Raw genomic sequence first — 23,910 nt, 5'->3', positions numbered from 1 at the left:
ATACACAATATATACAAAAAAATACCGGTAAAGGATTACCTTTACCGGTATTTTTTAAATTATGCGTTATTGTAAGCCTTTATTTTCGTTGCTTGAATTTTGGCTTTTTTCATTTTTTTGTGACCATTCTTTTCTAGTCATCACGTCTTCAACACGCATATTCACTTCTACAACTTCAAGACCAGTAATATATTTTACTTGTTCTTTAACTAAATCTGTTACTTTGCGGAAAATTTTAGGTGCAGATTCACCATATTCTAAAATAACTTTTAAATCAACTGCAGCTTGTTTTTCGCCTACTTCAACGCTAACACCTTGTGTTACATTGTTGCTGCTTCCGAATGAACTAGAAATGTTATCAACGAAGCCGCCTTTCATTTCTAAAATACCATTTACTTCGCGTGCGGCAATACCAGCAATTTTTTCAATAACTTCGTCTGAGAACGTTAACTTATTTGTGAATTCTGGTTCTTGTTGCTGTTGTTGCTGCTGTTGTTGTTTTTCTTGCTCTTTTTCGTTTACTCCAGTTTGGTTATCATATGCTTGTTTTGCTTTATTGTTATCTACTGCCATAATTAATTCTCCTTTGTTATATAAGATTTTAAAATTAATAATATACTATTTAAATTAATTAACTCCATCGATTTAAGAAATTTAAAAAATCTTGCTTACGGTCTTTAGTATACCCAATACCAATACCAATTAAACATAAAACGATAATTAATATTGTACTCCAGAAACCTAACGTTAAAAATAATATAGCGATAATTAGAAATGCTAAAAATCCAATTATTCTCCATTTAAATGTTTTGAAAAAATCAACAACTTCTTGTGTAGAATCTTGTCTTTGTTGGTTATTATTGTTAGCCATGATAACCCTCCCTTACAACACACGTTTGCCTGAGGCTTTTTGATCTCTAACGTTAACCTCTAATTTTGAAACTGGTAATTCAGTGAAATGCTCAACATTTTGTTTAATGTCATTTCTTATTTCTTCTGTTAATGAACCAACTTGAACATCACCCGGAACAAAGAAATCAGCTTTTAAAGCAATATGTGATTTCTTTTTCTTGTTATATAGTTTCGCTATAACATTTGGTTGACGAATTTGGTCATATTTTACAAGTGTATCGTATGCAGATTTTTCAACTGCTTTTCTCGATACATAAATATGTCCATCTTCATAGTCTTTATAAAGTCCAGGTTTTCTATACGTAGGTTTAAACAAGCTAAATACAAGTATTAGACCTATTAAAATCAATAGAGCTGCTAAGCCAATTAACGTTGGTTCAAACCAATTAAATTGCTTGAAGTAGTCCTGGTACTCACTAATTCTAGAATCTTTGATATACATAAATAGTAAAAAACCAACGATGACTACGATTAATAGACCTAGTATAAAATTTTTAATTCGCTTCACCTCGTATGACACCTCCTATAGTCAAATTATATGTACATGTCATACATCTTTATACCCCGTTAAATAAACGTAAAAACATTTTAAATTGAAATTATAATGTATTTGGTAAAATAATTTTAATCACTGCCATGATGCATTTGTAATTAGGTATTTTTTTCATGATCTTGATTTGATTTTCGATATTGTAAATACTTTTCATCAGAAACAAGTAATTTATTGCTAGGACGCGGTTTTTCAATTGATAATGATTTGAATAGTGACCAAATCATAAAGATAATGACGATTGAAAAAGGCAAAGCTGCAATGATTAATAAATTTTGTATTGATTGTGTACCACCTGTATAAATCATAATCATCGCAAATAAAGCTAAAATAATCCCCCAGCTTACTTTTACTATACCGGATGGGTTTATACTACCTTTAGAACTCAACATACCAAGCACGTAAGTTGCTGAGTCTGCTGAAGTAACAAAGAAAATCATAATTACAATGAGCGTGATAATACTGAGTAAAAATCCTAATGGGAAATGCTCAAGCGTTGCAAATGTTGCAGTTTCAGTTGCCTCTTTAGCAATGTTGGCAATACCATTTTGCTGTAAATAAATTGCAGATGCCCCGAATACTGCAAAGAATAAAAAACAAACAAGTGCTGGTACAAAAAGTACACCTAAAATAAATTCTTTAATTGTTCTACCTCGAGAAACCCGAGCAATGAATATACCAACAAATGGCGCCCAAGAAACCCACCATGCCCAGTAGAAGATTGTCCACTGTTGTAACCATTGGAATTTCTCTCCACCTGCTTGTGGAATACGTAAACTCATATTAAAGAAATTAGCAATATAATCACCCAATGAATTCGTAAACATATTTAAAATGTTTAACGTAGGACCGACACAAAATAATGCGATCAAAACTACAAAAGCTAAAAACATATTAATATTACTTAAGTTTTTAATGCCTTTATCAATACCGGACCAAGCAGACCAGGTAAATAACACTGTAGCTATAACGATAATCACAACTTGTGTACCAAAATTAGAAGGTATTTTAAATAAGAAATTCAACCCTTCATTAATTTGTAATGCACCAAAACCTAATGTCGCAGCAACACCAGTTACTGTGGCAATAATTGCAAGCACATCGATTGCGCCACCTATTGGGCCTCGCATCATTTTTTCACCCAAAATGGGTCTTAATGTAGCACTAACTAATCCAGGATATCCTTTATGAAAATTAAAGTACGCAAACACGAGTCCAACAATTCCGTACACTGCCCACGCATGTATACCCCAGTGAAAAAATGAAAACTGCATCGCTTCATTTATAGCAGTTTGTGTTCCTGCTTTATGTATCGGTGTTAAAGTAAATGCGTGACTGATGGGTTCAGCTGTTGTCCAAAATACTAAGCCTATCCCCATACCTGCACTAAATAACATTGCAAACCATGATTTAAGTGAAAATTCTGGGTCTTCTCCCTCTTGACCTAAAGTTATTGTTGAATATCTAGAAAATAATAAATAGATAGATACAACTAAAATGGCTAATACTAATAGTAAATAATACCATCCAAAATTTACTGCAATAAAATTGGTGATCGCTTGTGTAACCGATTCTAATTGTTTAGGCGCAATTGCTCCATATATAACAAATAGCGTACAAATCGTTAACGCTACCCAAAAAACCACTGTTAATTTTCTAAATCGCATATTAACATGACACTCTCCCTTTACTTTATGTGTCACATATACCCTTACATCGTGCTAATATGCGTAATTTATGAATTTAATTGCATTTAACATTTTAATTTATATATAACTTTTATTTTAAGACGCACATATATTCAAAAGTGAAAATGATGATACCGAACATGTGATAGACGGTTATGTTGAAAAAATAAAGGAGCAAAATAACAATCAAATATAATAACTTGACTGCATTTGCTCCTTGAAAGCTCTTAATTTAATCAAATCGCTTTGGCATATCACATATGATTTAACAATAATTTATATATAACTAACAGTGTTTTCGTTAAGAATATTTTTCACTTTTGTTAAATTGAAATAACCAATTTACCGACCATTCTATGATTTTCCATTTTTCTATGCGCCTCAAAAATATTATCTGCTGTTAATCCTTTTAACACTTCATTTGCTGTTGGTTGATAATCACCAGATTCTACTTTATCAGTGATGTCTTTTAGATACGTACCGTGAATAGCCATATCTTCTGTTTGATTCAAAGGTCTTGAATACATATATTCATGAGTAAAGGTTATGCTTTTAGGCTTTAGTAAATTCAAATCTTGCTCATGATTGAAAGCAACAATTGTCGCAATTTTACCACGTGGTTTTACAAGTTCAATCATTTTTTCATAATATAAGTCCGTATCAAAAGTACAAAAAATATAATCTACTTCACTAATTTCATATTTTTTAAATTCATCTGTCAAATTATTTTTATGATTCAACACGATGTCCGCACCTAATGATTTTGACCAATTATACGTTTCATCACGTGATGCAGTGGTGATGACATGTAATCCGTAATATTTTGCTATCTGTGTCGCGATACTGCCTACGCCACCTGCCCCATTAATTATTAATAAGGATTTACCTTTATTTTCTTCAGGATTTTTAGAAATATTAAAAACATCAAAAAGTGTCTCTGATGCTGTTAAGCCAGTTAATGGTAAACTTGCCGCTTCTGTATCACTAATATTACTTGGCTTTAATGCTACTAAGCGTTCATCAACAAGTTGATAGGTCTGATTTGAGCCTTGATATGATGGTGAGCCTGAGTAATAAACTTCATCTCCAATTTTAAATTGTTTAACATCTTCACCCAAATCTTCTACAATGCCTACAGCATCATAACCTAGAATTCTTGGCGACTCATTTATAGACGATTGTCTAATTTTCGTATCTACTGGATTAACGCTAATAGCTGTTAAACGTACTAATAACTCACGCTGCTGAGGTTTTGGCGTCTCTATATCCATTTCATAAAATTGATTACCCTCATCTAATGTAAACGGTTTGTCTGCACCAATTGCTTTCATATGTGCATCTCCTTTAGTTATAAATTATCTGATACTTGAACCACTTGTTTACCAAAATTGTCTCCAGTAAATAAATTTCTAAATGCATTAGGCACGTTTTCAAATCCTTCTACGATTGAAGTTTTTGTTTTTATTTTGTCTTCATTTACCCACTGTGCAAGATGCTGACTAGCTTGTTTAAAGTCGTCTGCATAATTAGCCACAACAAACCCTTTCATAAGTGCTTGTGATTTTATTAAAATTGGTTGAATCCGTGGACCATGCTCAATACCCTTATCATTATAACCAGAAATCGCTCCACATACTGGAATTCTAGCAAATTGATTTAAGTGTTTCATAACTTCATCTGCAATGTGTCCACCAACATTTTCAAAATAAACATCTACACCATCAGGCACCGCTTGAGCTAATTGCTCTGAGAAGTTATCAGCTTTATAATCTACGCTAGCATCAAATCCTAATTGATCAGTTAAATATTCCGTTTTACTTGTTCCACCTGCAATACCAACTACACGAGCACCTTTGAGTTTAGCAATTTGACCAACTACTGAACCCACAGCTCCCGAAGCTGCAGAAACAACAACTGTTTCCCCTTCTTTTGGTTGTCCAATTTTTAGCAATCCGTGATATGCTGTTTGGCCAGTCATACCTAATACGCTAAGATATAAGTATAGTGGAATGTCTCGCTGGGTAATTTTCGTAACGCTTTGTGCTGATACATTTGTATGTTTTTGCCAAGGTAGCATACCTACAACATAATCGCCTTGTTCAAAACCATCAGCATTGGATTGTATTACTTTTCCAACAATATGACCTGCCAATGGTTCATCCAATTGAAATGGTTGAATATAAGATTTACTATCATCCATTCTGCCACGCATATATGGATCTACCGAAATATATATCGCTTCAATTTGAATCTCATCTTTACTAGGCTCATCTATTTCAACAGTTTCGTATCTAAATACATCATCTGAAGGTATACCTTCTGGACGTTTTGCTAATACAATGCTTTCTGTTTTCATTATTTTGCCTCCATTTCATCTTTTCTTCTATTTTATAGTGATGAGGTGATGCAATCAATCAAATCGCTTATTTGATATTTTGTCCACATGTTATGATAAACAGAATAGAGCACTTAAATGATTGTAATGAAGGAGAATGTAAACATGCGATTAAGTATACTAGACTATGTCCCAATATTTGAAGGTAGTAACACCACTCAAGCGATAAATCATTCTGTTGAATTAGCTCAACTTGCTGAATCATTAGGTTTTTATCGATTTTGGGTTGCTGAACATCACAAAGTATTGTCAGTTGCTTCTAGTGCTCCAGAAATGATTATGATGGCTTTGTTAGAAAATACGACTTCGATACGCATTGGCAGTGGTGGCGTTATGCTTCCTCACTATAGTGCTTATAAAATAGCAGAAGTCTTTAAAATATTAGAAGGACGTCACCCTCGTAGAGTAGATTTAGGCATTGGCCGCTCTTTCAGTTTTAAAAATGTAAATCAAGCGTTAAATGAAAACAAAACAGCTAACATTGATTTTGAAACACAAATTGTGGATCTAACAAACTATTTTAATGATGACATTCAAAAGCAAAGATTTCCTGGATTATACGCCACGCCTTTAATCCCAACGCAACCTAATATGCATTTATTAGGCACAAGTCAAAATAGCGCTGAACTCGCTGCACAACACGGCTTACCTTTTGTCACCGCTTTAATGGGGAAAAATAAAAATAAAGTTAAACAATCTATCGCTGTTTATCGTAAGCTATTTTCAGAACTTCATCCAAACCGAACACCTTATGTTATTATTTCAACTTTTGTCATCACAGCAAATGACATTCGAAAAATCAAAGAGTTAGAACAAGCTTTTCATCTATGGCTATTACGCATTAATTATTTAAAACAACCTAGTCATTATCCATCAATTACATTTGCGCAACAAAGACAGCCATCCACTAGAGAAATAGAAAAAATGCATCAAAATAAAGCACGTGTTATCAGTGGTTTGCCAAATGAAGTTTTCACTCAACTTAAAGCTATCGCAAATCAATATAATGCAGATGAAATGATGATACAGCCACATGTATATGGTGAAGCAAATCGCAAAAACTTACTACAATTATTAGCAGCTGAAAATAATACATTTTAAGCCTCTTAGAATGAGTAAATAACATGGATTCAAAACTGTATAAAAGATAATTCTAAAATCATAGAGTTATCTTTTTCATTTATAAGCCCCAAAGAAATGCATTCATTTGATCTGTAACTTTTTTATTATCATGGAGCTCACTATGTTCTGCTTTTGGTCCATATACTTTGTATGTTTTATAAGTTTTAACGTGATTTGACAAGAGATACCTTAACGATTCTGAAGATACATTTGTAACTCTACCATCAGAATGGGTTCCGTCTTTTAAATCTCCATAAATATTAAGCACTTCAGCATTTTTAGGATAGTGCGCTTGCATAGATAATAAATTTCGATATGCTTTTAACATCCTGCTAGGTTTGCCATTTTTATCTAAATATATATTTAAGTCCAAACCATTGATATCCACTTCCCCGTTAAAGTTTCCAGCTAAACTCACTTGCTTATTTAACTTAGGTAAGGCACTATCATCACCATACTTTAACATATAGTAACTAAATGATTGATTTCCCATAGAATGAGCTACAAAATTGAATTTTTTAAAATGATATTTTGCATTAAAAGCAATCATAACATTTTTAATCCATTGCGCATCTTTTTCTAAATCTTTTTCTTCATTATCTTCAAAAATGATTTTTATAATCGGACGTTTCATATTGTTAACTATATTTTTATTAAATGTCACCTTTCCATTTGATGAAACTTTGGCCTCAACAACGTCATTTGTAATATTATTTTGCACTGCTGAATTAACCATGTATTTTTCTGAATTAGCTGTACCGGCAAAACCATGCAAATAAAATGTAGGAATCGATGTCTCGTTAGACATGTTTTTAATGTGGGTTTTGTTAAACAGTTGATTCAAAGTCAAAACGATAATACTAGCTAAAAAAATAAATATTAACACGAAAACCAATTGCTTCAAGAGATGTTTTAATTTATTGAATGCCATATGTATAACCTCTAATACCATTTTTACTTTATTATACTTCATACTAACTGAACTTACTAAAGTAAACCAAATGCTTTGAATTTTAAAAGTAGCAAAGTTTGTTTTTTTAATATTTTATAAATCAAAAAAAACTTCCCATACAAATATGGGAAGTTAGAAATATTGTTGCTATATAAACACCAATTACTTAAGCAATTAATGTACAAATCTGTAGGTGAATCGTATTCGCCACAGTATTTGATATATTAACGTTTTGAGAATTGTGGTGAACGACGAGCTTTTTTAAGACCTGGTTTTTTACGTTCTTTCATACGTGGGTCACGTGTAAGTAATCCAGCGCGTTTTAATGAACCTCTATATTCAGGATCTGCTTCTAATAAAGCACGTGCGATACCGTGACGGATAGCTTGTGCTTGTCCAGTGAAACCACCACCGTGAACGTTAACTAATACATCATAGTTACCTTTAGTTTCTGTAACATCAAATGGTTGGTTTAAGTCTAAGATTAATGATTCGAATGGTAAGTAGCTACGTACATCAGTGTGGTTAACAGTAATGTTACCTTCGCCAGGTACTAAACGTACACGTGCTACTGAGTTTTTACGACGGCCTGTGCCTTTATATTCAACTTGTGCCAATGTAATTTCCTCCTTTTAATTAACCACGTAACTCGTAGTTTTCTGGTTGTTGTGCAGCGTGTGGATGTTCAGCGCCACCATATACAAATAATTTTTTGCCTTGTTTTTCACCTAGACGTGTGCTTGGTAACATACCTTTAATTGAGTTTTCAAGTAAACGTTCTGGGTTTTTAGCTTTTAACTCACCAGCAGAGATTGATTTGATTCCGCCTGGGTGGTTACTGTGACGGTAATACATTTTGTCTTGTTCTTTATTACCAGTGAATTGAATTTTAGCAGCGTTGATGATAATTACATAATCACCTGAATCAACGTGTGGTGTATAAGTTACTTTATTTTTACCGCGTAGAATAGCAGCTACTTCTGATGATAAACGACCAAGTGTTTGACCTTCAGCATCAATAACATACCATTTGCGCTCAATGTTTGCTTCATTAGCCATAAATGTTTGACGCATATAATTGTCCTCCTAGAATAAATAAATGTTTCTTGTCTAATTGAAATGATATTTAAACTTAAATGCATTTATTTTGTTAATTTATAATTTCTACGTGCTTCTATATCTTGTTACACAATAAGATTCCGGGGCTTATCGTGGGGTGATATAAAACAATACCGTTAGTTATCGTATAATTTTTATGGTGTTTTGTCAATGTAATTTACCTATTTTGTGTGGATTTTTTTTGATATATTTTTATGTCTTCACCAAAATCACTTATGAGTGCTTCGGGAGACAAGTATATATGTTCCAAATATAATCCTTCTGCTGGTGCAGTAAACGGAACTTTATTGCGATCTTTCGCTTTTAATAATTGTGGAACTGACTCAGGCTGAAATTTCTCTTTACCCACACCAATTAAAAATGCAACTAACACACGTACCATATTATATAAAAACCCTGAACCAGTAACTACATAATCAAAACCATATTCTGTTTTTTCGATTCTACTTTCATATAGAGTACGTACTTTACTTTCAACTTCTGTTTTTTGAGAACAAAAACCAGTAAAGTCATGTGTACCCATAAATAAACTGGCAGCCTGAGACATCTTTTCAAAGTCTAAACTTTCAGGTACGTGTGCTTTCAAACCACATTCAAATGGATTTTTATTAGGTGATTGATAAACTTTATAGCGGTAAGTTTTACCCACACAATCATATCTACAGTGGAATGACGCATCTACAAATGAAACATGTTTCACAAAAATATCATCAGGTAATGCCCGATTCATTGCATACTGCCATTGATCTGGTAAAATGTTAAGCTCTGAATCAAAATGAAAATATTGCTCTATTGCATGCACACCACGATCAGTTCGGCTACTAGGATGAATTCTAACATGTCGCTTGTGCATGCGCTTAAGTATTTTTTCAAATTGCTGTTGTACCGTTCTACCATTATTTTGAATTTGAAAACCTAAGAATTGACTACCTTGATACGAAATATTTACTAAAACACGAACCATCCTTTACACTCCCATATACTTTAACACAAATAATATTATTGCTATTGGTATTATTGATATCAATAACAAGCTATCAGACTTTTGCCAGTTTAATTGACGAAAACTCGTTCGCTGTTTGTTTGTATCATAACCACGTACTTCCATTGCAATTGCTAAATCTTCAGCTCTTTGGAAAGCTGAGATAAATAAAGGAATTAACAAAGGTATAAACGCGCTCACTCTATTGATTAATCCCCCTGAACTGATTTCAGAACCTCTTGATTTCTGTGCTAAGATAATTTTATCCAGTTCATTCATTAAAGTTGGAATAAAACGTAAAGCAATTGACATCATCATACTCAGTAAATGTACAGGTATTTTTATCAACTTTAATGGGTATAATAACCTTTCAAATGCATCAGTAAGATCTAAAGGACTTGTCGTTAAAGTCATAATTGTAGACACCATAATGATAAACATTAACCTCAAGACAATATAAATACCTTCTAAAATACCATGTGTATCAATTGAAATAAAACCGAATTCAAATATCCGTATACCACCTTTAGTTAAAAATAAATGCATTAAAAAGGTGAAAATCAGAAAAATCCATATTGGGGTTAACCCCTTAATTAAAAACCAAGCTTTTATATGAGCAGTTTTCATCATGGTTACAATGATTATAAATAACCATAAATAAGTAAAAAATGAATGTGCAAAAAATATTAATATAATAAATAAAAAGACAAAAATTAATTTTGCACGTGGATCACGACGATGTACAAAAGTGTCTAATGGAAGATAACGTCCTATAATAAACTTATCTCTCATTTTTTTGCCACTCCTTATACATCTCAGTGAATTCTGATTCGGTTAATGCAATACGGTCAAATTTAATTTGATGTTTTGCTTCAATGTCTCTCTGTAATTTAACGATGTCTGGAACATCCAAGTGCATGTCTTTAACATAGTCATTTGCATTAAACAATTTTCTTGGAGAACAGCTTTCAACTAATTTGCCCTGCTTAATAATTTTTACTTCATCAACATATTTTGCAACGTCATTCATTTCATGCGTGACTAATATGATTGTTTTATGTTGTTCAACTTGAAGTTTCTTTAACATTTCCATGATTTGATTTCTACTTTTAGGATCAAGACCTGCAGTGGGTTCATCTAATATGACAATATCTGGATCCATAGCTAAGATAGAAGTAATTGCTATTTTTCTCATTTGGCCTCCCGACATTTGGAAAGGCGATTGTTCAAGTATATCTCTATTAAAACCGAATTCGATTAATAATTGAAATGCCCGTACTTTTACTTCTTCAAGTGGCATATTAAAATTTTTAGGTCCAAATAATATTTCTCGTTCTACTGAGTCTTCAAAAAGTTGTGATTCTGGAAACTGGAATACTACCCCCACACGTTTTCGTACTTGTTTTAAATACTTATCTTTAGTTTTATGTGTAATTTGGACATCATTGACCTCTAAAGAGCCATGTGAAGGTTTGAGTAGTCCATTAATATGCTGAATTAATGTAGACTTGCCTGAGCCTGTTTGACCAATTACTGCATAATACTTTCCTTGTTCAAAAGTGGTTACAATGTCTTTCAATGCAAGATGCTCATAAGGTGTTCCTTTTTGATAAACATAAGATACTTGATCAAATTTAACAGTCATAATTTGCTTACCAACCTTTCGTAAGAAATATAGTCAGTAACACCTAAGAGTTGTTGGCTCATTCTCATTGCAAACGGTAAATCTAAACCAATTTGTGTCAGTGCCGCTCCTTTATTAAAAATAACTTGAGGCAAACCTGCTTGATATAAGGAACCTTGGTTTAAAACAACTAAATGGTCCGCATCTATAGCTTCTGATAAATCATGAGTGATGGAAATGATTGTCACATCTTTTTCTTCTTTTAAACGGTGAATTAATGAAATTAATTCTGTTCTGCCTTCTGGATCTAACATAGACGTCGCTTCATCTAATATAATGATATCCGTATTTAATGCTAAGACACCTGCGATTGCGACACGCTGTTTTTGACCACCTGAAAGTGATTGCGGCTCATATGTGGCTCTATCCAACATATCTACATCCGCTAATGCTTTGGGTACAATTTCGTGCATCTTTTCGTAAGATATCGCATTATTTTCTAAACCAAAAGCTACATCAAATTCTACAGTAGACCCTACAAATTGATTTTCTGGATTTTGAAATACAATTCCTATATGTTGTCTTAACTCATTTAAGTTATCATCATTGATACTTATACCGTTCAAATAAATTTGGCCTTCAAAAGGTTTTTGAATGCCTATCATCAGTTTTGCTATCGTTGATTTTCCTGAACCATTGTGGCCTACTATAGAAGTCCATTTACCTCTTGGTATGCTAAATGATACATCATTTAACGCAAGTGGTTCATCGCTATTATATTTAAAAGATACGTGATCAAATTTAATTATTTCTTCTGCTTGCGTTACCATGTCAGTTATCTCCTAAATCAAAAATATTAATTATATACTTAATCATTTTACATGAAAAATAATAAATAAGCACTTCTTCTTCACTAATTTTTCTTTTAAATCTCATTTATTGAGTCTTCAAAAAGATACCATTAAACATCTAAAGATTATATTTCACGATTAACAATTACTGATACCTAACAATAAACTTATATGAATTTATAAACAAATCGCTGATTAGCTAGAACTGCTCATGTCTCCACTCCGTGAAGGCATTCCTTATCTTCTTCGAATTAAGGCTTAGCAGTTCGCTATTGCTTTGCAATTGCATAAGTCTAAAGCAGTTCTCTAAGCTTTGCTTAGCTAGAACTACTTATGCATTCACTCCGTGAAGGCATTCCTTATCTTCTTCGAATTAAGGCTCAGTGGTTCGCTATTGCTTTGCAATTGCATAAGTCCCCCTAAATTCTTCGAATTAAGACTTAGCGGTTCGCTATTGCTTTGCAATTGCATAAGTCCCCCTAAATTCTTCGAATTAAGGGGGACTAACAAAAAAAAGCGCGCACCCCATCATATTTGAGTTCACGCTTTAAAATTTATTAAGTTTGATGGGGTACTCTGAGCTAGACAATATTTGTATGTGGCAAACATTATCGTTGCACTCATTTGCTTTATACATAGTAGTATGTGTATTTAAATTAAACTAATTCTATAATTACTGATTCAGCACCGTCACCACGACGAGGGCCTACTTTAAGGATACGAGTGTAACCGCCTTGACGTTCTGTATAACGTTCAGCAATTTCACCAAATAATTTTTGAAGTGCAGTTTGTGTTGTTTCATCTTCATTTAAGATTTCAACATTACGTAAAGTTTTAGCAGCTTGACGACGAGATGCTAAATCTCCTTTTTTACCTAAAGTGATTAATTTTTCAACAACACTACGTAATTCTTTTGCACGTGCTTCTGTAGTTTCAACACGCTCACTTACAATAAGTGAAGTAGCTAAGTCACGTAACATCGCTTTACGTTGATCAGATGTACGTCCTAATTTTCTGTAACCCATGAGTTAACCTCCTTTATATTAATCTTCTTTTCTAAGACCTAAACCTAGATCTTCAAGTTTATATTTAACTTCTTCTAATGATTTACGTCCTAAATTGCGCACTTTCATCATATCTGCTTCAGATTTATCAGCTAATTCTTGAACAGAATTAATACCTGCGCGTTTCAAACAGTTATATGAACGTACAGATAGGTCTAATTCTTCAATAGACATTTCAAGTACTTTTTCTTTTTGATCTTCTTCTTTTTCAATCATGATTTCAGCATTTTGAGCTTCATCAGTTAATCCAACGAAGATGTTCAAATGTTCAGTTAAGATTTTTGCCGCTAGAGAAACAGACTCTTGTGGCGTAATAGAACCATTAGTCCAAACATCTAAAGTTAATTTATCAAAATCACTACTTTGACCTACACGTGTGTTTTCTACAGTATAGTTAACACGTTCTACTGGTGAATATAGTGAATCCACTGGAATTACACCAATTGGTAAATCACTAGTGTTATTTTGTTCTGCTAATGCGTAACCTCTACCCTTATTAGCAACAAGACGGATTTTTAAATGTCCACCTTTAGATACTGTTGCGATCTTAATCTCAGGATTTAAAATCTCTACATCACTATCATGTGTGATGTCACTTGCAGTAACTTCGCCTTCATCTTTTACATCAATCTCTAATGTTTTATCTTCTTCAGAATAAATTTTCAATGCTAGTTTTTTGATGTTCATGATAATTGTTGAAACATCTTCTACAACATTATCTATTGCTGAGAATTCATGTAATACACCTTCGATTTCGATGTATTTAACGGCTGCACCTGGTAATGAAGATAGTAGGATACGACGTAAGGAGTTTCCTAGTGTAGTACCGTAGCCACGTTCTAGTGGTTCAACAACGAACTTACCGAATTTAGCATCTTCACTAATTTCAATTGTTTCAATTCTAGGTTTTTCGATTTCAATCATTTACAAATATCCTCCTTGATTACGTCGACTTGAATTGTACTGTGTTTCTCAGTGACTTGCGACAATAACGATAATATTATACGCGACGACGTTTTGGTGGACGACAACCATTATGTGGTACTGGAGTAACGTCACGGATTGCAGTTACATCTAATCCAGCTGATTGTAATGCACGGATCGCTGATTCACGACCTGGGCCAGGACCTTTAACTGTAACTTCAACAGTTTTCAAACCATGTTCCATAGCTGCTTTAGCTGCAGTTTCTGATGCCATTTGTGCTGCGAATGGTGTTGATTTTTTTGATCCTTTAAATCCAAGTGCACCTGCTGATGACCATGATAAAGCATTACCAAATTCATCAGTAATAGTTACGATTGTATTATTGAATGTTGAGCGGATATGTGCTACACCATTCTCAATATTCTTTTTCACTCTACGTTTACGAGATACTTGTTTACGTGCCATTTAAAATTTGCCTCCTTTACCTATTATTTTTTCTTGTTAGCTACAGTTTTAACTGGGCCTTTACGAGTACGAGCATTGTTTTTTGTTTTTTGTCCGCGTACTGGTAATCCACGACGGTGACGGATACCACGGTATGATGAGATTTCCATTAAACGTTTAATGTTTAAGTTTTGCTCACGACGTAAGTCACCTTCTACTTTATAATTGTCGATTACTTCACGGATACGACCTAATTCGTCATCAGTTAAGTCTTTAACGCGTGTATCTGCAGATACATTTGCTTCTTCAACAATTTTTTGAGCTGTAGTAGTACCGATACCATATACATAAGTTAACGAAATAACAATACGTTTTTCACGTGGAATATCTACTCCTGCTATACGTGCCATAATTATTTACACCTCTCTTTATTAACCTTGTCTTTGTTTGTGTTTTGGATTGCTACAAATTACCATTACTTTACCTTTACGTTTAATGACTTTACATTTTTCGCAAATTGGTTTTACTGATGGTCTTACTTTCATTTTAATACCTCCCTATATTATGGAGTGACGATTATTTATAACGATACGTAATTCTTCCGCGTGTTAAATCATACGGAGACATTTCTACAGTTACTTTGTCGCCAGGTAGAATTCGAATATAATTCATTCTGATTTTACCACTAACGTGAGCTAAAATCTCATGACCATTTTCTAATTCTACTTTAAACATTGCATTTGGTAAAGTATCTAATACTGTACCTTCTAATTCAATAACATCTTGCTTAGCCATTTATTAACTTCCCCCTTTTTACAATAGTTGGTTATCGTCTAAGATCAACTCTAACCCTACGAGTCTATAAGTGTTGTTAATAAGTTCAACAAAATTAAAATGAATTACTATATCGCATTGTCACTCTTTTTCGTTTATACTCTTGGCATTACATAGACCGTACAAAGTTGATACTATTTTAGATTCTCAAGAATATCGATTACGTTTGAAGTAACCTCGTTAATATCTTTTGAACCATCAATGTTTTTCAATACATTTTCATTATCATAGTATTCTAGGATTGGCTTAGATTGTTTCACATTGACATTTAAACGATTTGCAACTGTCTCTGGGTTGTCATCTTCACGTTGGTATAATTTACCACCGTCAATATCACAAATGCCATCAACTTTTGGAGGATTGAATACAAGATGATAAGTGTGCCCGCATTTTTCGCAAATTCTACGACCAGTAAGGCGGTTCATTAATTCTTCTTCAGGTACCTCTATATTGATAACAGCATCAATTTTTCTATCTAATTCTTGCATGATTTCACTTAATGCTTTTGCTTGTTCAATAGTACGAGGAAAGCCGTCAAGTAAGAATCCTTTTTTTGCATCGTCTTCAGAAATTCTTTCTTTTACGATGCCCACAGTAACTTCATCAGGGACTAATTCTCCACGATCCATGTATGATTTAGCTTCTTTGCCTAAATCCGTTTCATCTTTAATCGCTTTTCTGAACATGTCTCCAGTAGATATGTGTGGAATTGGGAATTTCTTAACAATTTCACTCGCTTGAGTTCCTTTACCTGCGCCAGGTAAACCCATTAAAATGATATTCATAAGTGCCCTCCTACAATTTATCTACCACCAAAGCCTCTATAATCTTTTTGACTCACTTGAGCTTCAAGACTCTTCATTGTTTCAATCGCAACACCAATTACGATAAGTAGACTTGTACCACCGACTTGAATCGATTGTGGTAAGTCCATCACCTTAGTAGCAATGATTGGTAGTATAGCAACGACAGCTAAGAATATTGATCCTACAAAGGTCAATCTGTAGAGAACTTTAGTAATATATTTTTTTGTTTGTTCGCCAGGTCTAATACCCGGAACATAACTTCCTTGTTTTTTAAGGTTATCAGACATCTTTTCAGGATTGACTTGTACAAATGCATAGAAATATGCAAATGCAATAATAAGGATTACATAAACAATCATCCCTATATTATTCGATGGATTTGCAACGTCAGATACTTTTTGCGCCCAACTTGCATCAGGGAAGAACAAAGTTAATGTTCTTGGTAATAAGAAGAACGCCATTGCAAAGATGACTGGGATAACCCCTGCAGAGTTAACTTTCAAAGGTAAATATGTTGCTTGTGAACCTAATCGTTGTGCAGACTGTTTTTTCGCATATTGAATTGGTATTTTTCTAATAGCTTGTAGTACGAATATTGCACCAACTGTTAGCAATATCATTCCAACAATTAACCCAATAACTTTTAACCATGCTAAAGTTGTGTCATCTTGTCCTACAAAGGACTGTTGGTAAAACTGGATTAATGATGAAGGTAATGAAGATAAAATACCTCCAAAGATAATGATGGAAATACCATTACCAACACCGAATTGAGTGATTTGTTCACCTATCCAAATTAAAAACGCTGTTCCAGCTGTTAATACAACAGCTATTGTCAGGTAGCTTATTACGGACTGATCCATAATAAGTTGACCTTGCAAATAATTATTAAATTGGAACGCCATTCCTATTGATTGGATAAAAGCAAGTACAATCGCAAAATAACGGGTTACGTTATTAAGTTTCTTTCTACCTGCATCACCTTGTTTTGCCCACTCTGAAAACTTTGGAACAATATCCATTTGTAATAACTGCATCACAATTGATGCAGTAATATATGGCATTATACCCATGGCAAAGATAGAAAAGTTCTGCAAGGCTCCGCCACCAAACGTATTCAGTAAGTCAGTGACACCTTGAGAACCTTGTTGACTGTCAAAAGCAGCTGGATTTACGCCAGGTGCTGGAATATAAGTACCTATTTTAAAAATAACTAACATTGCGAGCGTAAAAAAGATCTTGTTACGAACTTCTTTTGTAGTAAAGAAGCTCACAAGCGTTTGAAACATTAGATCACCTCGTGTGCTCCGCCTTTAGCATCAATAGCTTCTGCTGCAGAAGCAGAGAATTTGTTAGCTTTCACTGTTAACTTCTTGTCAAGTGAACCATTGCCTAGTACTTTAATACCAGATTTTTCACTTTTAACTACACCAGATTCTACTAATAAAGCAGGAGTTACTTCAGTACCATCCTCAAATTTATTAAGTTGGTCTAAGTTAACAATAGCATATTCTTTGCGGTTAATGTTAGTAAAACCTCGTTTTGGTAAACGGCGGAATAAAGGTAATTGTCCACCTTCAAATCCTGGTCTGATACTACCACCTGAACGCGCTTTTTGTCCTTTTTGTCCACGGCCACTAGTTTTACCGTTACCAGTAGCTGCACCACGACCTACGCGGTTACGAACTTTACGAGAACCTTCTGCTGGTTTTAACTCATGTAATTTCATTTCGGCACCTCCTTAATTATTTTTCTTCTACTGTCACTAAGTGACTTACTTTGTTGATTTGCCCACGAATAGCAGGGTTATCTTCAACAACTACTGAAGAGTTTGTTTTTTTCAAACCTAAAGCTTCAACAGTTTTACGTTGTGTTTCTGGACGACCTATAACACTACGAGTGAGGGTAATTTGTAATTTAGCCATAACTTATTTTCCCTCCTTAATTATATAATTCTTCTACTGACTTGCCACGTAATTTCGCAACTTGTTCAGCATTTTTAAGGTTTTGTAATCCATTAATTGTTGCACGCACCATGTTGATTGGTGTGTTTGAACCTAAAGATTTACTTAAGATATCAGTGATACCTGCTAGTTCTAATACCGCACGAACAGGACCACCCGCAATAACACCAGTACCAGGTGCAGCTGGTTTCATTAATACACTACCTGAACTGAATTGTCCAGTAATCATGTGAGGAGTTGTACCTTCGACACGTGGAACTTCAACTAAGTTTTTCTTAGCTGCTTCAACTGCTTTTTTGATTGCTTCAGGTACCTCTTGTGCTTTACCAGTACCGAATCCAACGCGACCGTTTTTATCTCCAACTACTACTAAAGCGCTGAAACGGAAACTACGACCACCTTTTACAACTTTTGCAACACGATTAATTGTAACAACGCGTTCTTCAAATTCTTTCGCTTCTTCTCTACGAGCCATGTAAATGTCCCTCCTTTAAATTAAAATTCTAAACCATTTTCACGAGCTGCTTCTGCTAATGCTTTAACACGTCCGTGATATAAATATCCTCCGCGGTCAAATACAATTGTTTTTACGCCTTTTTCATTTGCTCTTTTAGCAATTGTTTCGCCGACTTTAGCTGATAAATCAACTTTAGATCCAGTTTCATTAGCTAGATCTTTTTCTTGTGTTGAAGCTTGTGCTAATGTTTTGCCATTAACATCATCGATAACTTGTGCATAAATGTGTTTGTTTGAACGATAAACATTTAGACGTGGTTTTTCAGCAGTGCCAGACAATTTGTTACGGACACGTGCATGTCTTTTCAAACGCACTTTGTTTTTATCAATTTTGCTGATCATTTTATTACTCCTTTCTTCTGAAAGTTATTTATTATTTACCAGTTTTACCTTCTTTACGGCGAACGTATTCACCTTGGTAACGGATTCCTTTACCTTTGTAAGGTTCTGGAGGTCTTACTGAACGGATGTTTGAAGCAATCGCTCCAACTTGTTCTTTTGAAATACCTTCTACAGTTACTGTAGTGTTTTTATCAACACCGAAAGTGATTCCATCTTCAGCTTTAAATTCAACTGGATGTGAGTATCCAACGTTTAATACTAGGTCATTACCTTGCATTTGAGCACGGTAACCAACACCTACAAGCTCAAGTGTTTTTTTATAGCCATCTTTAACACCTAGAATCATATTATTAATCAAAGCACGAGTTGTACCATGAACTGTTCTATCATTTTGAGAATCAGTTGGTCTAACAACTTCTAATGTGTTTTCATCTTGCTTATATGTCATTCTTTCATTCATTGTTTGTGATAATTCGCCTTTTGGACCTTTAACAGAAACTGTATTTCCTTCGATAGTTACTGTAACGTCGCTAGGGATGTCAATAATTTTTTTACCAACACGACTCATGTTATCGCACCTCCTTGTTATTAATTATTACCAAACGTAACCTAAGATTTCTCCACCAATATTACGTTTTCTTGCTTCTTTATCAGTGATTACACCTTCAGAAGTAGAAACTAATGCAATACCTAAACCATTTAATACTTTAGGTACTTCGTTTGCTTTAGCATAAACACGTAAACCTGGTTTTGAGATACGTTTTAATCCAGTGATAACACGTTCATTGTTTTGACCATATTTAAGGAATAAACGGATAACCCCTTGTTTATCGTCTTCAACGTATTCTACGTTTTTAATGAAACCTTCACTTTTTAATATTTCAGCAATTTCTTTTTTAATATTTGATGCAGGTAATTCTAACTTATCGTGACGCACCATGTTTGCGTTTCTTACACGAGTTAGCATATCTGCAATTGGATCGTTGATTGTCATTGAATGTTGCCTCCTTTCAGACTTTTTTCTATTACCAGCTAGCTTTACGAACGCCAGGGATTTGGCCTTTATAAGCTAATTCACGGAAACAAATACGGCATAATTTAAATTTACGATATACAGAATGTGGACGACCACAACGTTCACAACGCGTATATTCACGTACTTGGAACTTTTGTTTTTTTTGTTGCTTAGCAACCATTGAACTTTTAGCCACTTAATTAGCCTCCTTTAGAGATTATTTTTGAAATGGCATACCGAATTGTGTTAACAATTCACGAGCTTCCTCGTCAGTGTTAGCAGTTGTTACGATAACGATATCCATTCCTCGTATTTTACTTACTCGGTCGTAGTCGATTTCAGGGAAAATTAATTGTTCTTTAACACCTAAAGTGTAGTTACCTCTACCGTCAAATGCAGATTTTGATACACCACGGAAGTCACGAACACGTGGAAGTGATACCGCAATTAATTTATCTAAAAAGTCATACATTCTTTCACCGCGTAAAGTTACTTTAGCACCGATTGGCATACCTTCACGCAAACGGAATGTAGCGACAGATTTTTTCGCTTTAGTTACTAATGGTTTTTGACCAGTGATAGCTTGTAATTCTTCTACAGCATCATCTAATACTTTAGAGTTTTGTACAGCATCACCAACACCCATGTTTACTACAATTTTTTCTATTTTTGGTACTTCCATTACAGAACTATAGTTGAATTTTTTTACTAAGTCCGTTGTAACTTCAGTATTAAATTTTTCTTTTAAACGATTCACAGTGGATCCTCCTTTCAATTAATTATTCATTATTAGATTTAATTTCTTCGCCAGATTTTTTTGCAATTCTAACTTTTTTACCGTCTTCGAATTTGTAACCTACACGAGTAGGTTCATTCGTTTTAGGGTCTAATAATTGTACATTAGAAACATGGATTGCTGCCTCTGTTTCTAAGATTCCACCTTCAGGATTAAATTGAGTTGGTTTTTGGTGTTTTTTAATAGTGTTAACACCTTCCACAACGACACGGTCTTTTTTAGGTTCAGTAGCTACTACTTTACCTTCTTTACCTTTGTCTTTACCTGCGATAACTTTTACGTTGTCACCTTTTTTGATATGCATGTGTGGCACCTCCTTAAATTTATATATTTATAAATAGTTTATTAAAGTACTTCTGGAGCTAATGATACAATTTTCATGAAATTACCTTCACGTAATTCACGCGCAACTGGTCCAAAAATACGAGTACCACGTGGGCCTTTGTCGTCACGAATGATGACACATGCATTTTCATCAAATTTGATATATGAACCGTCATTACGACGTACACCTGATTTAGTACGTACAACAACAGCTTTAACTACTTCACCTTTTTTGACAACGCCGCCTGGTGTAGCATGTTTAACAGTAACGACGATTACGTCACCAATGTTCGCTGTTTTACGACCAGATCCACCTAATACTTTGACTGTAAGTACTTCACGTGCACCAGAGTTATCTGCTACTTTTAATCGTGTTTCTTGTTGGATCATGAGTTAAACCTCCTTTATCTTCACTGTTTATTAAATAATTACTGATTCTTCAACAATATCTACTAAACGGAAACGCTTAGTTGCTGATAAAGGACGTGTTTCTTGAATCTTAACGATGTCCCCTAATTTAGCTGAGTTGTTTTCATCATGTGTTTTGTATTTTTTAGAGTATTTTACTCGTTTGCCATATAGTTTGTGTGTTTTGTATGTTTCAACAAGTACAGTTACTGTTTTATCCATTTTATCGGAAACGACTCTACCTACATAAACTTTACGATCATTTCTTTCGCTCACTTTAGTAACCTCCTCTTTCAATTTGATTATTGATTAGCCTTACCTTGTTCAATTTCTCTTTCACGAGCAACAGTTTTTAGACGTGCAATCGTTTTTCTTACTGTACGAATACGTGCAGTTTCCTCTAATTGTCCTGTAGCTAACTGAAAGCGTAGGTTAAAAAGCTCCTCTTTTGAAGATTTGATTTGTTCTTCGATTTCAGAAGTGGTTAAGTCTCTAATTTCCTTAGCTTTCATTTGTTTCACCACCCAATTCTTCACGTTTTACAAACTTAGTTTTAACTGGAAGTTTGTGACTAGCTAAACGTAATGCTTCACGCGCAACTTCTTCGTTTACGCCTGCAACTTCAAATAAAATTCTACCTGGTTTTGCAACAGCAATCCAGCCTTCAACGGCACCTTTACCAGCACCCATACGAACTTCTAAAGGTTTTTTAGTGTAAGGTGTGTGTGGGAAGATTTTGATCCAAACTTTCCCGCCACGTTTCATATAACGAGTCATTGCAATACGAGCTGATTCGATTTGACGAGATGTGATCCAAGACGTTGTAGTTGCTTGTAAACCATACTCACCAAATGTTACATAGTTACCGCCTTTAGAACGACCAGTTGTTTTAGGACGATGTTGACGACGATATTTAACACGTTTTGGTAGTAACATTATTATTTTCCTCCTTCACTAGTGTTCTTAGTAGGAAGAACTTCTCCACGATAAATCCACACTTTGACACCTAACTTACCATAAGTTGTGTCTGCTTCTGCGTGTGCATAGCCTATGTCAGCACGTAGTGTATGAAGTGGAACAGTTCCTTCTGAATATTGTTCTGCACGAGCGATATCAGCACCAGCTAAACGACCAGATACTTGTGTTTTGATACCTTTAGCGCCTTGTTTCATCGCTCTTGTAATAGCTTGTTTTTGTACACGACGGAAAGATGCACGATTTTCTAATTGACGCGCAATGTTTTCCGCTACCAATTTAGCATCTAAATCTACTTTTTTGATTTCAATTACGTTGATGTGTACTTTTTTATTTGTTAATGAATTTAATTTGTTACGAAGTTTTTCTATTTCTGAACCGCCTTTACCGATTACCATACCAGGTTTACCAGTGTGAATAGCGATGTTGATACGATTAGCAGCACGTTCAATTTCTACATGAGAAACTGAAGCTTCACTTAATGCGTTATCAATAAACTTACGGATTTTTAAATCTTCGTGTAATAATGATGCGAAGTCTTTTTCTGCATACCATTTAGCTTCCCAATCACGGATTACACCGACACGAAGTCCAATTGGATTAATTTTTTGACCCACAGTGTTCCCTCCTTAAGATTTTATTAAGCTTCTTTAGCTTCTTCTTTACCGTCACTTACGACGATTGTAATGTGGCTTGTACGTTTGTTGATCGCACTTGCACTACCTTGTGCACGTGGACGGAAACGTTTTAAAGTTGGTCCTTCATTAGCATAAGCTTCTTTAACTATTAACTCATCTGTGTTCATGTCATAGTTATGTTCTGCATTAGCTAAAGCGGACATTAATAATTTCTCAATTACTGGTGATGAAGCCTTGTTTGTTAATTTCAAAATCGCTATCGCTTCACCAGCGCTTTTGCCTCTAATTAGATCTAATACTAATCTAACTTTACGAGGTGCGATTCTTATTGTTTTAGCAACCGCTTTTGCTTCCATTCCAATTTCCTCCTCTACCTGTTAGATATTATCTTCTTGTTTTTTTATCGTCTGCAACGTGACCTTTAAATGTACGTGTTGGTGCAAACTCTCCAAGTTTATGACCAACCATATCTTCTGTTACAAATACAGGCACATGTTTACGTCCATCATATACAGCGAATGTATGTCCGATGAAATCAGGGAAAATAGTTGAACGACGTGACCAAGTTTTGATTACTTGTTTTTTCTCGCTTCCGCTTTGAGCTTCAACCTTTTTCATTAGGTGATCGTCAACGAAAGGTCCTTTTTTAATACTACGAGCCATA

General features: G+C 34.3%; 38 protein-coding genes. 1 reads left to right on the top strand and 37 read right to left on the bottom strand.

Annotated elements, in window-relative coordinates:
- Window positions 1-66: 66 nt before the first annotated feature.
- The 6 genes from KA830_RS02575 to KA830_RS02550 form a co-directional block, all read right to left on the bottom strand.
- A complete protein-coding gene (locus KA830_RS02575; protein WP_046208404.1) occupies window positions 67-573 on the bottom strand; it encodes an Asp23/Gls24 family envelope stress response protein in 507 nt (168 codons plus the stop codon).
- Window positions 574-631: 58 nt separating this feature from the next.
- Window positions 632-871 (bottom strand): DUF2273 domain-containing protein, encoded by a 240-nt coding sequence (locus KA830_RS02570; protein ID WP_019468675.1) that lies wholly within the window; start codon window positions 869-871, stop codon window positions 632-634.
- A 12-nt stretch (window positions 872-883) separates the two neighbouring features.
- Window positions 884-1,420, bottom strand: coding sequence for an alkaline shock response membrane anchor protein AmaP (amaP, locus tag KA830_RS02565; RefSeq protein WP_019468674.1), 537 nt, complete (start codon window positions 1,418-1,420; stop codon window positions 884-886).
- A gap of 143 nt (window positions 1,421-1,563) precedes the next feature.
- Complete coding sequence (locus KA830_RS02560) at window positions 1,564-3,129, bottom strand: BCCT family transporter (protein WP_046208405.1); 1,566 nt, start codon at window positions 3,127-3,129, stop codon at window positions 1,564-1,566.
- Between the two features lie 344 nt (window positions 3,130-3,473).
- A complete protein-coding gene (locus tag KA830_RS02555) occupies window positions 3,474-4,481 on the bottom strand; it encodes a zinc-binding alcohol dehydrogenase family protein (RefSeq protein WP_064209391.1) in 1,008 nt (335 codons plus the stop codon).
- A gap of 17 nt (window positions 4,482-4,498) precedes the next feature.
- On the bottom strand, window positions 4,499-5,506 hold the full coding sequence (locus tag KA830_RS02550) for an NADP-dependent oxidoreductase (RefSeq protein ID WP_064209390.1): 1,008 nt from the start codon (window positions 5,504-5,506) through the stop codon (window positions 4,499-4,501).
- Window positions 5,507-5,650: 144 nt separating this feature from the next.
- On the opposite strand from KA830_RS02550, the gene KA830_RS02545 reads away from it, so the two are divergent.
- Window positions 5,651-6,646 carry an LLM class flavin-dependent oxidoreductase gene (locus KA830_RS02545; RefSeq protein WP_204180270.1) on the top strand — a complete coding sequence of 332 codons (996 nt, stop codon included), beginning with the start codon at window positions 5,651-5,653 and terminating at the stop codon, window positions 6,644-6,646.
- A 79-nt stretch (window positions 6,647-6,725) separates the two neighbouring features.
- Here the strand turns inward: KA830_RS02545 and KA830_RS02540 are convergent, their stop codons facing one another.
- From KA830_RS02540 to rpsS, 31 genes are all read right to left on the bottom strand, one after another.
- Complete coding sequence (locus tag KA830_RS02540; protein WP_128088462.1) at window positions 6,726-7,475, bottom strand: alpha/beta hydrolase; 750 nt, start codon at window positions 7,473-7,475, stop codon at window positions 6,726-6,728.
- 368 nt (window positions 7,476-7,843) lie between these two features.
- Window positions 7,844-8,236: a 30S ribosomal protein S9 gene (rpsI, locus tag KA830_RS02535; RefSeq protein ID WP_019468668.1), complete on the bottom strand. Its 393-nt coding sequence runs from the start codon at window positions 8,234-8,236 to the stop codon at window positions 7,844-7,846.
- Between the two features lie 19 nt (window positions 8,237-8,255).
- Window positions 8,256-8,693, bottom strand: coding sequence for a 50S ribosomal protein L13 (gene rplM / locus KA830_RS02530; protein ID WP_046208411.1), 438 nt, complete (start codon window positions 8,691-8,693; stop codon window positions 8,256-8,258).
- Between the two features lie 202 nt (window positions 8,694-8,895).
- On the bottom strand, window positions 8,896-9,702 hold the full coding sequence (gene truA / locus KA830_RS02525; protein ID WP_046208412.1) for a tRNA pseudouridine(38-40) synthase TruA: 807 nt from the start codon (window positions 9,700-9,702) through the stop codon (window positions 8,896-8,898).
- A gap of 3 nt (window positions 9,703-9,705) precedes the next feature.
- A complete protein-coding gene (locus tag KA830_RS02520; RefSeq protein ID WP_046208413.1) occupies window positions 9,706-10,512 on the bottom strand; it encodes an energy-coupling factor transporter transmembrane component T family protein in 807 nt (268 codons plus the stop codon).
- Entirely contained in the window at window positions 10,502-11,365 is an 864-nt protein-coding gene (locus tag KA830_RS02515) for an energy-coupling factor transporter ATPase (RefSeq protein ID WP_046208414.1), read from the bottom strand. Before KA830_RS02515 ends, KA830_RS02520 begins: the two co-directional genes overlap by 11 nt.
- Complete coding sequence (locus KA830_RS02510; protein ID WP_070657854.1) at window positions 11,362-12,174, bottom strand: energy-coupling factor transporter ATPase; 813 nt, start codon at window positions 12,172-12,174, stop codon at window positions 11,362-11,364. Before KA830_RS02510 ends, KA830_RS02515 begins: the two co-directional genes overlap by 4 nt.
- Window positions 12,175-12,851: 677 nt before the next feature.
- The gene (gene rplQ / locus KA830_RS02505; protein ID WP_046208416.1) at window positions 12,852-13,220 is read right to left on the bottom strand and encodes a 50S ribosomal protein L17; all 369 of its coding nucleotides are present in this window, start codon (window positions 13,218-13,220) and stop codon (window positions 12,852-12,854) included.
- Between the two features lie 18 nt (window positions 13,221-13,238).
- Window positions 13,239-14,183: a DNA-directed RNA polymerase subunit alpha gene (locus KA830_RS02500; RefSeq protein ID WP_019468661.1), complete on the bottom strand. Its 945-nt coding sequence runs from the start codon at window positions 14,181-14,183 to the stop codon at window positions 13,239-13,241.
- Between the two features lie 76 nt (window positions 14,184-14,259).
- Window positions 14,260-14,649: a 30S ribosomal protein S11 gene (gene rpsK / locus KA830_RS02495; protein WP_019468660.1), complete on the bottom strand. Its 390-nt coding sequence runs from the start codon at window positions 14,647-14,649 to the stop codon at window positions 14,260-14,262.
- A gap of 23 nt (window positions 14,650-14,672) precedes the next feature.
- The gene (gene rpsM / locus KA830_RS02490; RefSeq protein WP_046208417.1) at window positions 14,673-15,038 is read right to left on the bottom strand and encodes a 30S ribosomal protein S13; all 366 of its coding nucleotides are present in this window, start codon (window positions 15,036-15,038) and stop codon (window positions 14,673-14,675) included.
- 21 nt (window positions 15,039-15,059) lie between these two features.
- Entirely contained in the window at window positions 15,060-15,173 is a 114-nt protein-coding gene (gene rpmJ / locus KA830_RS02485; protein ID WP_002482634.1) for a 50S ribosomal protein L36, read from the bottom strand.
- 31 nt (window positions 15,174-15,204) lie between these two features.
- On the bottom strand, window positions 15,205-15,423 hold the full coding sequence (gene infA, locus KA830_RS02480) for a translation initiation factor IF-1 (RefSeq protein ID WP_001118443.1): 219 nt from the start codon (window positions 15,421-15,423) through the stop codon (window positions 15,205-15,207).
- 173 nt (window positions 15,424-15,596) lie between these two features.
- Window positions 15,597-16,247, bottom strand: a complete 651-nt coding sequence (locus tag KA830_RS02475) for an adenylate kinase (RefSeq protein ID WP_019468658.1) — start codon at window positions 16,245-16,247, stop codon at window positions 15,597-15,599.
- A gap of 17 nt (window positions 16,248-16,264) precedes the next feature.
- On the bottom strand, window positions 16,265-17,557 hold the full coding sequence (gene secY / locus KA830_RS02470) for a preprotein translocase subunit SecY (protein ID WP_046208418.1): 1,293 nt from the start codon (window positions 17,555-17,557) through the stop codon (window positions 16,265-16,267).
- Entirely contained in the window at window positions 17,557-17,997 is a 441-nt protein-coding gene (gene rplO, locus KA830_RS02465; RefSeq protein ID WP_046208824.1) for a 50S ribosomal protein L15, read from the bottom strand. The genes secY and rplO overlap by 1 nt, the downstream gene beginning before the upstream one ends.
- A gap of 16 nt (window positions 17,998-18,013) precedes the next feature.
- Complete coding sequence (rpmD, locus tag KA830_RS02460) at window positions 18,014-18,193, bottom strand: 50S ribosomal protein L30 (protein ID WP_002482630.1); 180 nt, start codon at window positions 18,191-18,193, stop codon at window positions 18,014-18,016.
- Between the two features lie 16 nt (window positions 18,194-18,209).
- The gene (rpsE, locus tag KA830_RS02455; RefSeq protein ID WP_019468655.1) at window positions 18,210-18,707 is read right to left on the bottom strand and encodes a 30S ribosomal protein S5; all 498 of its coding nucleotides are present in this window, start codon (window positions 18,705-18,707) and stop codon (window positions 18,210-18,212) included.
- Between the two features lie 20 nt (window positions 18,708-18,727).
- The gene (gene rplR, locus KA830_RS02450) at window positions 18,728-19,090 is read right to left on the bottom strand and encodes a 50S ribosomal protein L18 (protein WP_046208420.1); all 363 of its coding nucleotides are present in this window, start codon (window positions 19,088-19,090) and stop codon (window positions 18,728-18,730) included.
- A gap of 31 nt (window positions 19,091-19,121) precedes the next feature.
- On the bottom strand, window positions 19,122-19,658 hold the full coding sequence (gene rplF / locus KA830_RS02445; RefSeq protein WP_019468653.1) for a 50S ribosomal protein L6: 537 nt from the start codon (window positions 19,656-19,658) through the stop codon (window positions 19,122-19,124).
- Between the two features lie 27 nt (window positions 19,659-19,685).
- Entirely contained in the window at window positions 19,686-20,084 is a 399-nt protein-coding gene (rpsH, locus tag KA830_RS02440) for a 30S ribosomal protein S8 (protein WP_019468652.1), read from the bottom strand.
- 31 nt (window positions 20,085-20,115) lie between these two features.
- The gene (locus KA830_RS02435; protein ID WP_046208421.1) at window positions 20,116-20,301 is read right to left on the bottom strand and encodes a type Z 30S ribosomal protein S14; all 186 of its coding nucleotides are present in this window, start codon (window positions 20,299-20,301) and stop codon (window positions 20,116-20,118) included.
- A gap of 21 nt (window positions 20,302-20,322) precedes the next feature.
- The gene (gene rplE, locus KA830_RS02430; RefSeq protein ID WP_046208422.1) at window positions 20,323-20,862 is read right to left on the bottom strand and encodes a 50S ribosomal protein L5; all 540 of its coding nucleotides are present in this window, start codon (window positions 20,860-20,862) and stop codon (window positions 20,323-20,325) included.
- Window positions 20,863-20,884: 22 nt separating this feature from the next.
- Window positions 20,885-21,205 carry a 50S ribosomal protein L24 gene (gene rplX / locus KA830_RS02425; RefSeq protein ID WP_040029978.1) on the bottom strand — a complete coding sequence of 107 codons (321 nt, stop codon included), beginning with the start codon at window positions 21,203-21,205 and terminating at the stop codon, window positions 20,885-20,887.
- A 41-nt stretch (window positions 21,206-21,246) separates the two neighbouring features.
- Entirely contained in the window at window positions 21,247-21,615 is a 369-nt protein-coding gene (gene rplN / locus KA830_RS02420) for a 50S ribosomal protein L14 (RefSeq protein ID WP_019468649.1), read from the bottom strand.
- A gap of 30 nt (window positions 21,616-21,645) precedes the next feature.
- Window positions 21,646-21,909 (bottom strand): 30S ribosomal protein S17, encoded by a 264-nt coding sequence (gene rpsQ / locus KA830_RS02415; RefSeq protein WP_019468648.1) that lies wholly within the window; start codon window positions 21,907-21,909, stop codon window positions 21,646-21,648.
- A gap of 26 nt (window positions 21,910-21,935) precedes the next feature.
- On the bottom strand, window positions 21,936-22,145 hold the full coding sequence (gene rpmC, locus KA830_RS02410; protein WP_002482620.1) for a 50S ribosomal protein L29: 210 nt from the start codon (window positions 22,143-22,145) through the stop codon (window positions 21,936-21,938).
- The gene (gene rplP, locus KA830_RS02405; protein WP_019468647.1) at window positions 22,135-22,569 is read right to left on the bottom strand and encodes a 50S ribosomal protein L16; all 435 of its coding nucleotides are present in this window, start codon (window positions 22,567-22,569) and stop codon (window positions 22,135-22,137) included. Before rplP ends, rpmC begins: the two co-directional genes overlap by 11 nt.
- 2 nt (window positions 22,570-22,571) lie before the next feature.
- Window positions 22,572-23,225 carry a 30S ribosomal protein S3 gene (rpsC, locus tag KA830_RS02400; RefSeq protein WP_019468646.1) on the bottom strand — a complete coding sequence of 218 codons (654 nt, stop codon included), beginning with the start codon at window positions 23,223-23,225 and terminating at the stop codon, window positions 22,572-22,574.
- A 23-nt stretch (window positions 23,226-23,248) separates the two neighbouring features.
- Window positions 23,249-23,602 (bottom strand): 50S ribosomal protein L22, encoded by a 354-nt coding sequence (gene rplV / locus KA830_RS02395; protein ID WP_019468645.1) that lies wholly within the window; start codon window positions 23,600-23,602, stop codon window positions 23,249-23,251.
- A 28-nt stretch (window positions 23,603-23,630) separates the two neighbouring features.
- A complete protein-coding gene (gene rpsS, locus KA830_RS02390; RefSeq protein ID WP_019468644.1) occupies window positions 23,631-23,909 on the bottom strand; it encodes a 30S ribosomal protein S19 in 279 nt (92 codons plus the stop codon).
- Window position 23,910 lies beyond the last annotated feature (1 nt).

Origin of the sequence: Staphylococcus sp. GDY8P119P (assembly GCF_017892075.1) — a bacterium.
Lineage (GTDB): Bacteria > Bacillota > Bacilli > Staphylococcales > Staphylococcaceae > Staphylococcus > Staphylococcus ureilyticus.
The sequence above is the reverse complement of the archived record's forward strand: the minus strand, read 5'-3'. Positions and strand labels throughout refer to the sequence as shown.

What these genes read in the sequence shown, in the direction of transcription:
- secY (WP_046208418.1), bottom strand. Translation starts at nt 17,557, where the DNA reads ATGTTTCAAACGCTTGTGAGCTTCTTTACTACAAAAGAAGTTCGTAAC.
- rplP (WP_019468647.1), bottom strand. Translation starts at nt 22,569, where the DNA reads ATGTTACTACCAAAACGTGTTAAATATCGTCGTCAACATCGTCCTAAA.
- rplX (WP_040029978.1), bottom strand. Translation starts at nt 21,205, where the DNA reads ATGCATATCAAAAAAGGTGACAACGTAAAAGTTATCGCAGGTAAAGAC.
- rpsM (WP_046208417.1), bottom strand. Translation starts at nt 15,038, where the DNA reads ATGGCACGTATAGCAGGAGTAGATATTCCACGTGAAAAACGTATTGTT.
- rpsE (WP_019468655.1), bottom strand. Translation starts at nt 18,707, where the DNA reads ATGGCTCGTAGAGAAGAAGCGAAAGAATTTGAAGAACGCGTTGTTACA.
- KA830_RS02545 (WP_204180270.1), top strand. Translation starts at nt 5,651, where the DNA reads ATGCGATTAAGTATACTAGACTATGTCCCAATATTTGAAGGTAGTAAC.
- KA830_RS02540 (WP_128088462.1), bottom strand. Translation starts at nt 7,475, where the DNA reads ATGTCTAACGAGACATCGATTCCTACATTTTATTTGCATGGTTTTGCC.
- truA (WP_046208412.1), bottom strand. Translation starts at nt 9,702, where the DNA reads ATGGTTCGTGTTTTAGTAAATATTTCGTATCAAGGTAGTCAATTCTTA.
- rpsS (WP_019468644.1), bottom strand. Translation starts at nt 23,909, where the DNA reads ATGGCTCGTAGTATTAAAAAAGGACCTTTCGTTGACGATCACCTAATG.
- KA830_RS02500 (WP_019468661.1), bottom strand. Translation starts at nt 14,183, where the DNA reads ATGATTGAAATCGAAAAACCTAGAATTGAAACAATTGAAATTAGTGAA.
- rpsH (WP_019468652.1), bottom strand. Translation starts at nt 20,084, where the DNA reads ATGACAATCAACGATCCAATTGCAGATATGCTAACTCGTGTAAGAAAC.
- rplR (WP_046208420.1), bottom strand. Translation starts at nt 19,090, where the DNA reads ATGATCAGCAAAATTGATAAAAACAAAGTGCGTTTGAAAAGACATGCA.
- KA830_RS02555 (WP_064209391.1), bottom strand. Translation starts at nt 4,481, where the DNA reads ATGAAAGCAATTGGTGCAGACAAACCGTTTACATTAGATGAGGGTAAT.
- rpmJ (WP_002482634.1), bottom strand. Translation starts at nt 15,173, where the DNA reads ATGAAAGTAAGACCATCAGTAAAACCAATTTGCGAAAAATGTAAAGTC.
- rplO (WP_046208824.1), bottom strand. Translation starts at nt 17,997, where the DNA reads ATGAAATTACATGAGTTAAAACCAGCAGAAGGTTCTCGTAAAGTTCGT.
- rplN (WP_019468649.1), bottom strand. Translation starts at nt 21,615, where the DNA reads ATGATCCAACAAGAAACACGATTAAAAGTAGCAGATAACTCTGGTGCA.
- KA830_RS02520 (WP_046208413.1), bottom strand. Translation starts at nt 10,512, where the DNA reads ATGAGAGATAAGTTTATTATAGGACGTTATCTTCCATTAGACACTTTT.
- infA (WP_001118443.1), bottom strand. Translation starts at nt 15,423, where the DNA reads ATGGCTAAGCAAGATGTTATTGAATTAGAAGGTACAGTATTAGATACT.
- rpsK (WP_019468660.1), bottom strand. Translation starts at nt 14,649, where the DNA reads ATGGCACGTAAACAAGTATCTCGTAAACGTAGAGTGAAAAAGAATATT.
- KA830_RS02515 (WP_046208414.1), bottom strand. Translation starts at nt 11,365, where the DNA reads ATGACTGTTAAATTTGATCAAGTATCTTATGTTTATCAAAAAGGAACA.
- KA830_RS02475 (WP_019468658.1), bottom strand. Translation starts at nt 16,247, where the DNA reads ATGAATATCATTTTAATGGGTTTACCTGGCGCAGGTAAAGGAACTCAA.
- KA830_RS02575 (WP_046208404.1), bottom strand. Translation starts at nt 573, where the DNA reads ATGGCAGTAGATAACAATAAAGCAAAACAAGCATATGATAACCAAACT.
- KA830_RS02510 (WP_070657854.1), bottom strand. Translation starts at nt 12,174, where the DNA reads ATGGTAACGCAAGCAGAAGAAATAATTAAATTTGATCACGTATCTTTT.
- rplM (WP_046208411.1), bottom strand. Translation starts at nt 8,693, where the DNA reads ATGCGTCAAACATTTATGGCTAATGAAGCAAACATTGAGCGCAAATGG.
- KA830_RS02570 (WP_019468675.1), bottom strand. Translation starts at nt 871, where the DNA reads ATGGCTAACAATAATAACCAACAAAGACAAGATTCTACACAAGAAGTT.
- KA830_RS02550 (WP_064209390.1), bottom strand. Translation starts at nt 5,506, where the DNA reads ATGAAAACAGAAAGCATTGTATTAGCAAAACGTCCAGAAGGTATACCT.
- rpmC (WP_002482620.1), bottom strand. Translation starts at nt 22,145, where the DNA reads ATGAAAGCTAAGGAAATTAGAGACTTAACCACTTCTGAAATCGAAGAA.
- rplV (WP_019468645.1), bottom strand. Translation starts at nt 23,602, where the DNA reads ATGGAAGCAAAAGCGGTTGCTAAAACAATAAGAATCGCACCTCGTAAA.
- rplF (WP_019468653.1), bottom strand. Translation starts at nt 19,658, where the DNA reads ATGAGTCGTGTTGGTAAAAAAATTATTGACATCCCTAGCGACGTTACA.
- KA830_RS02560 (WP_046208405.1), bottom strand. Translation starts at nt 3,129, where the DNA reads ATGCGATTTAGAAAATTAACAGTGGTTTTTTGGGTAGCGTTAACGATT.
- rplQ (WP_046208416.1), bottom strand. Translation starts at nt 13,220, where the DNA reads ATGGGTTACAGAAAATTAGGACGTACATCTGATCAACGTAAAGCGATG.
- rpmD (WP_002482630.1), bottom strand. Translation starts at nt 18,193, where the DNA reads ATGGCTAAATTACAAATTACCCTCACTCGTAGTGTTATAGGTCGTCCA.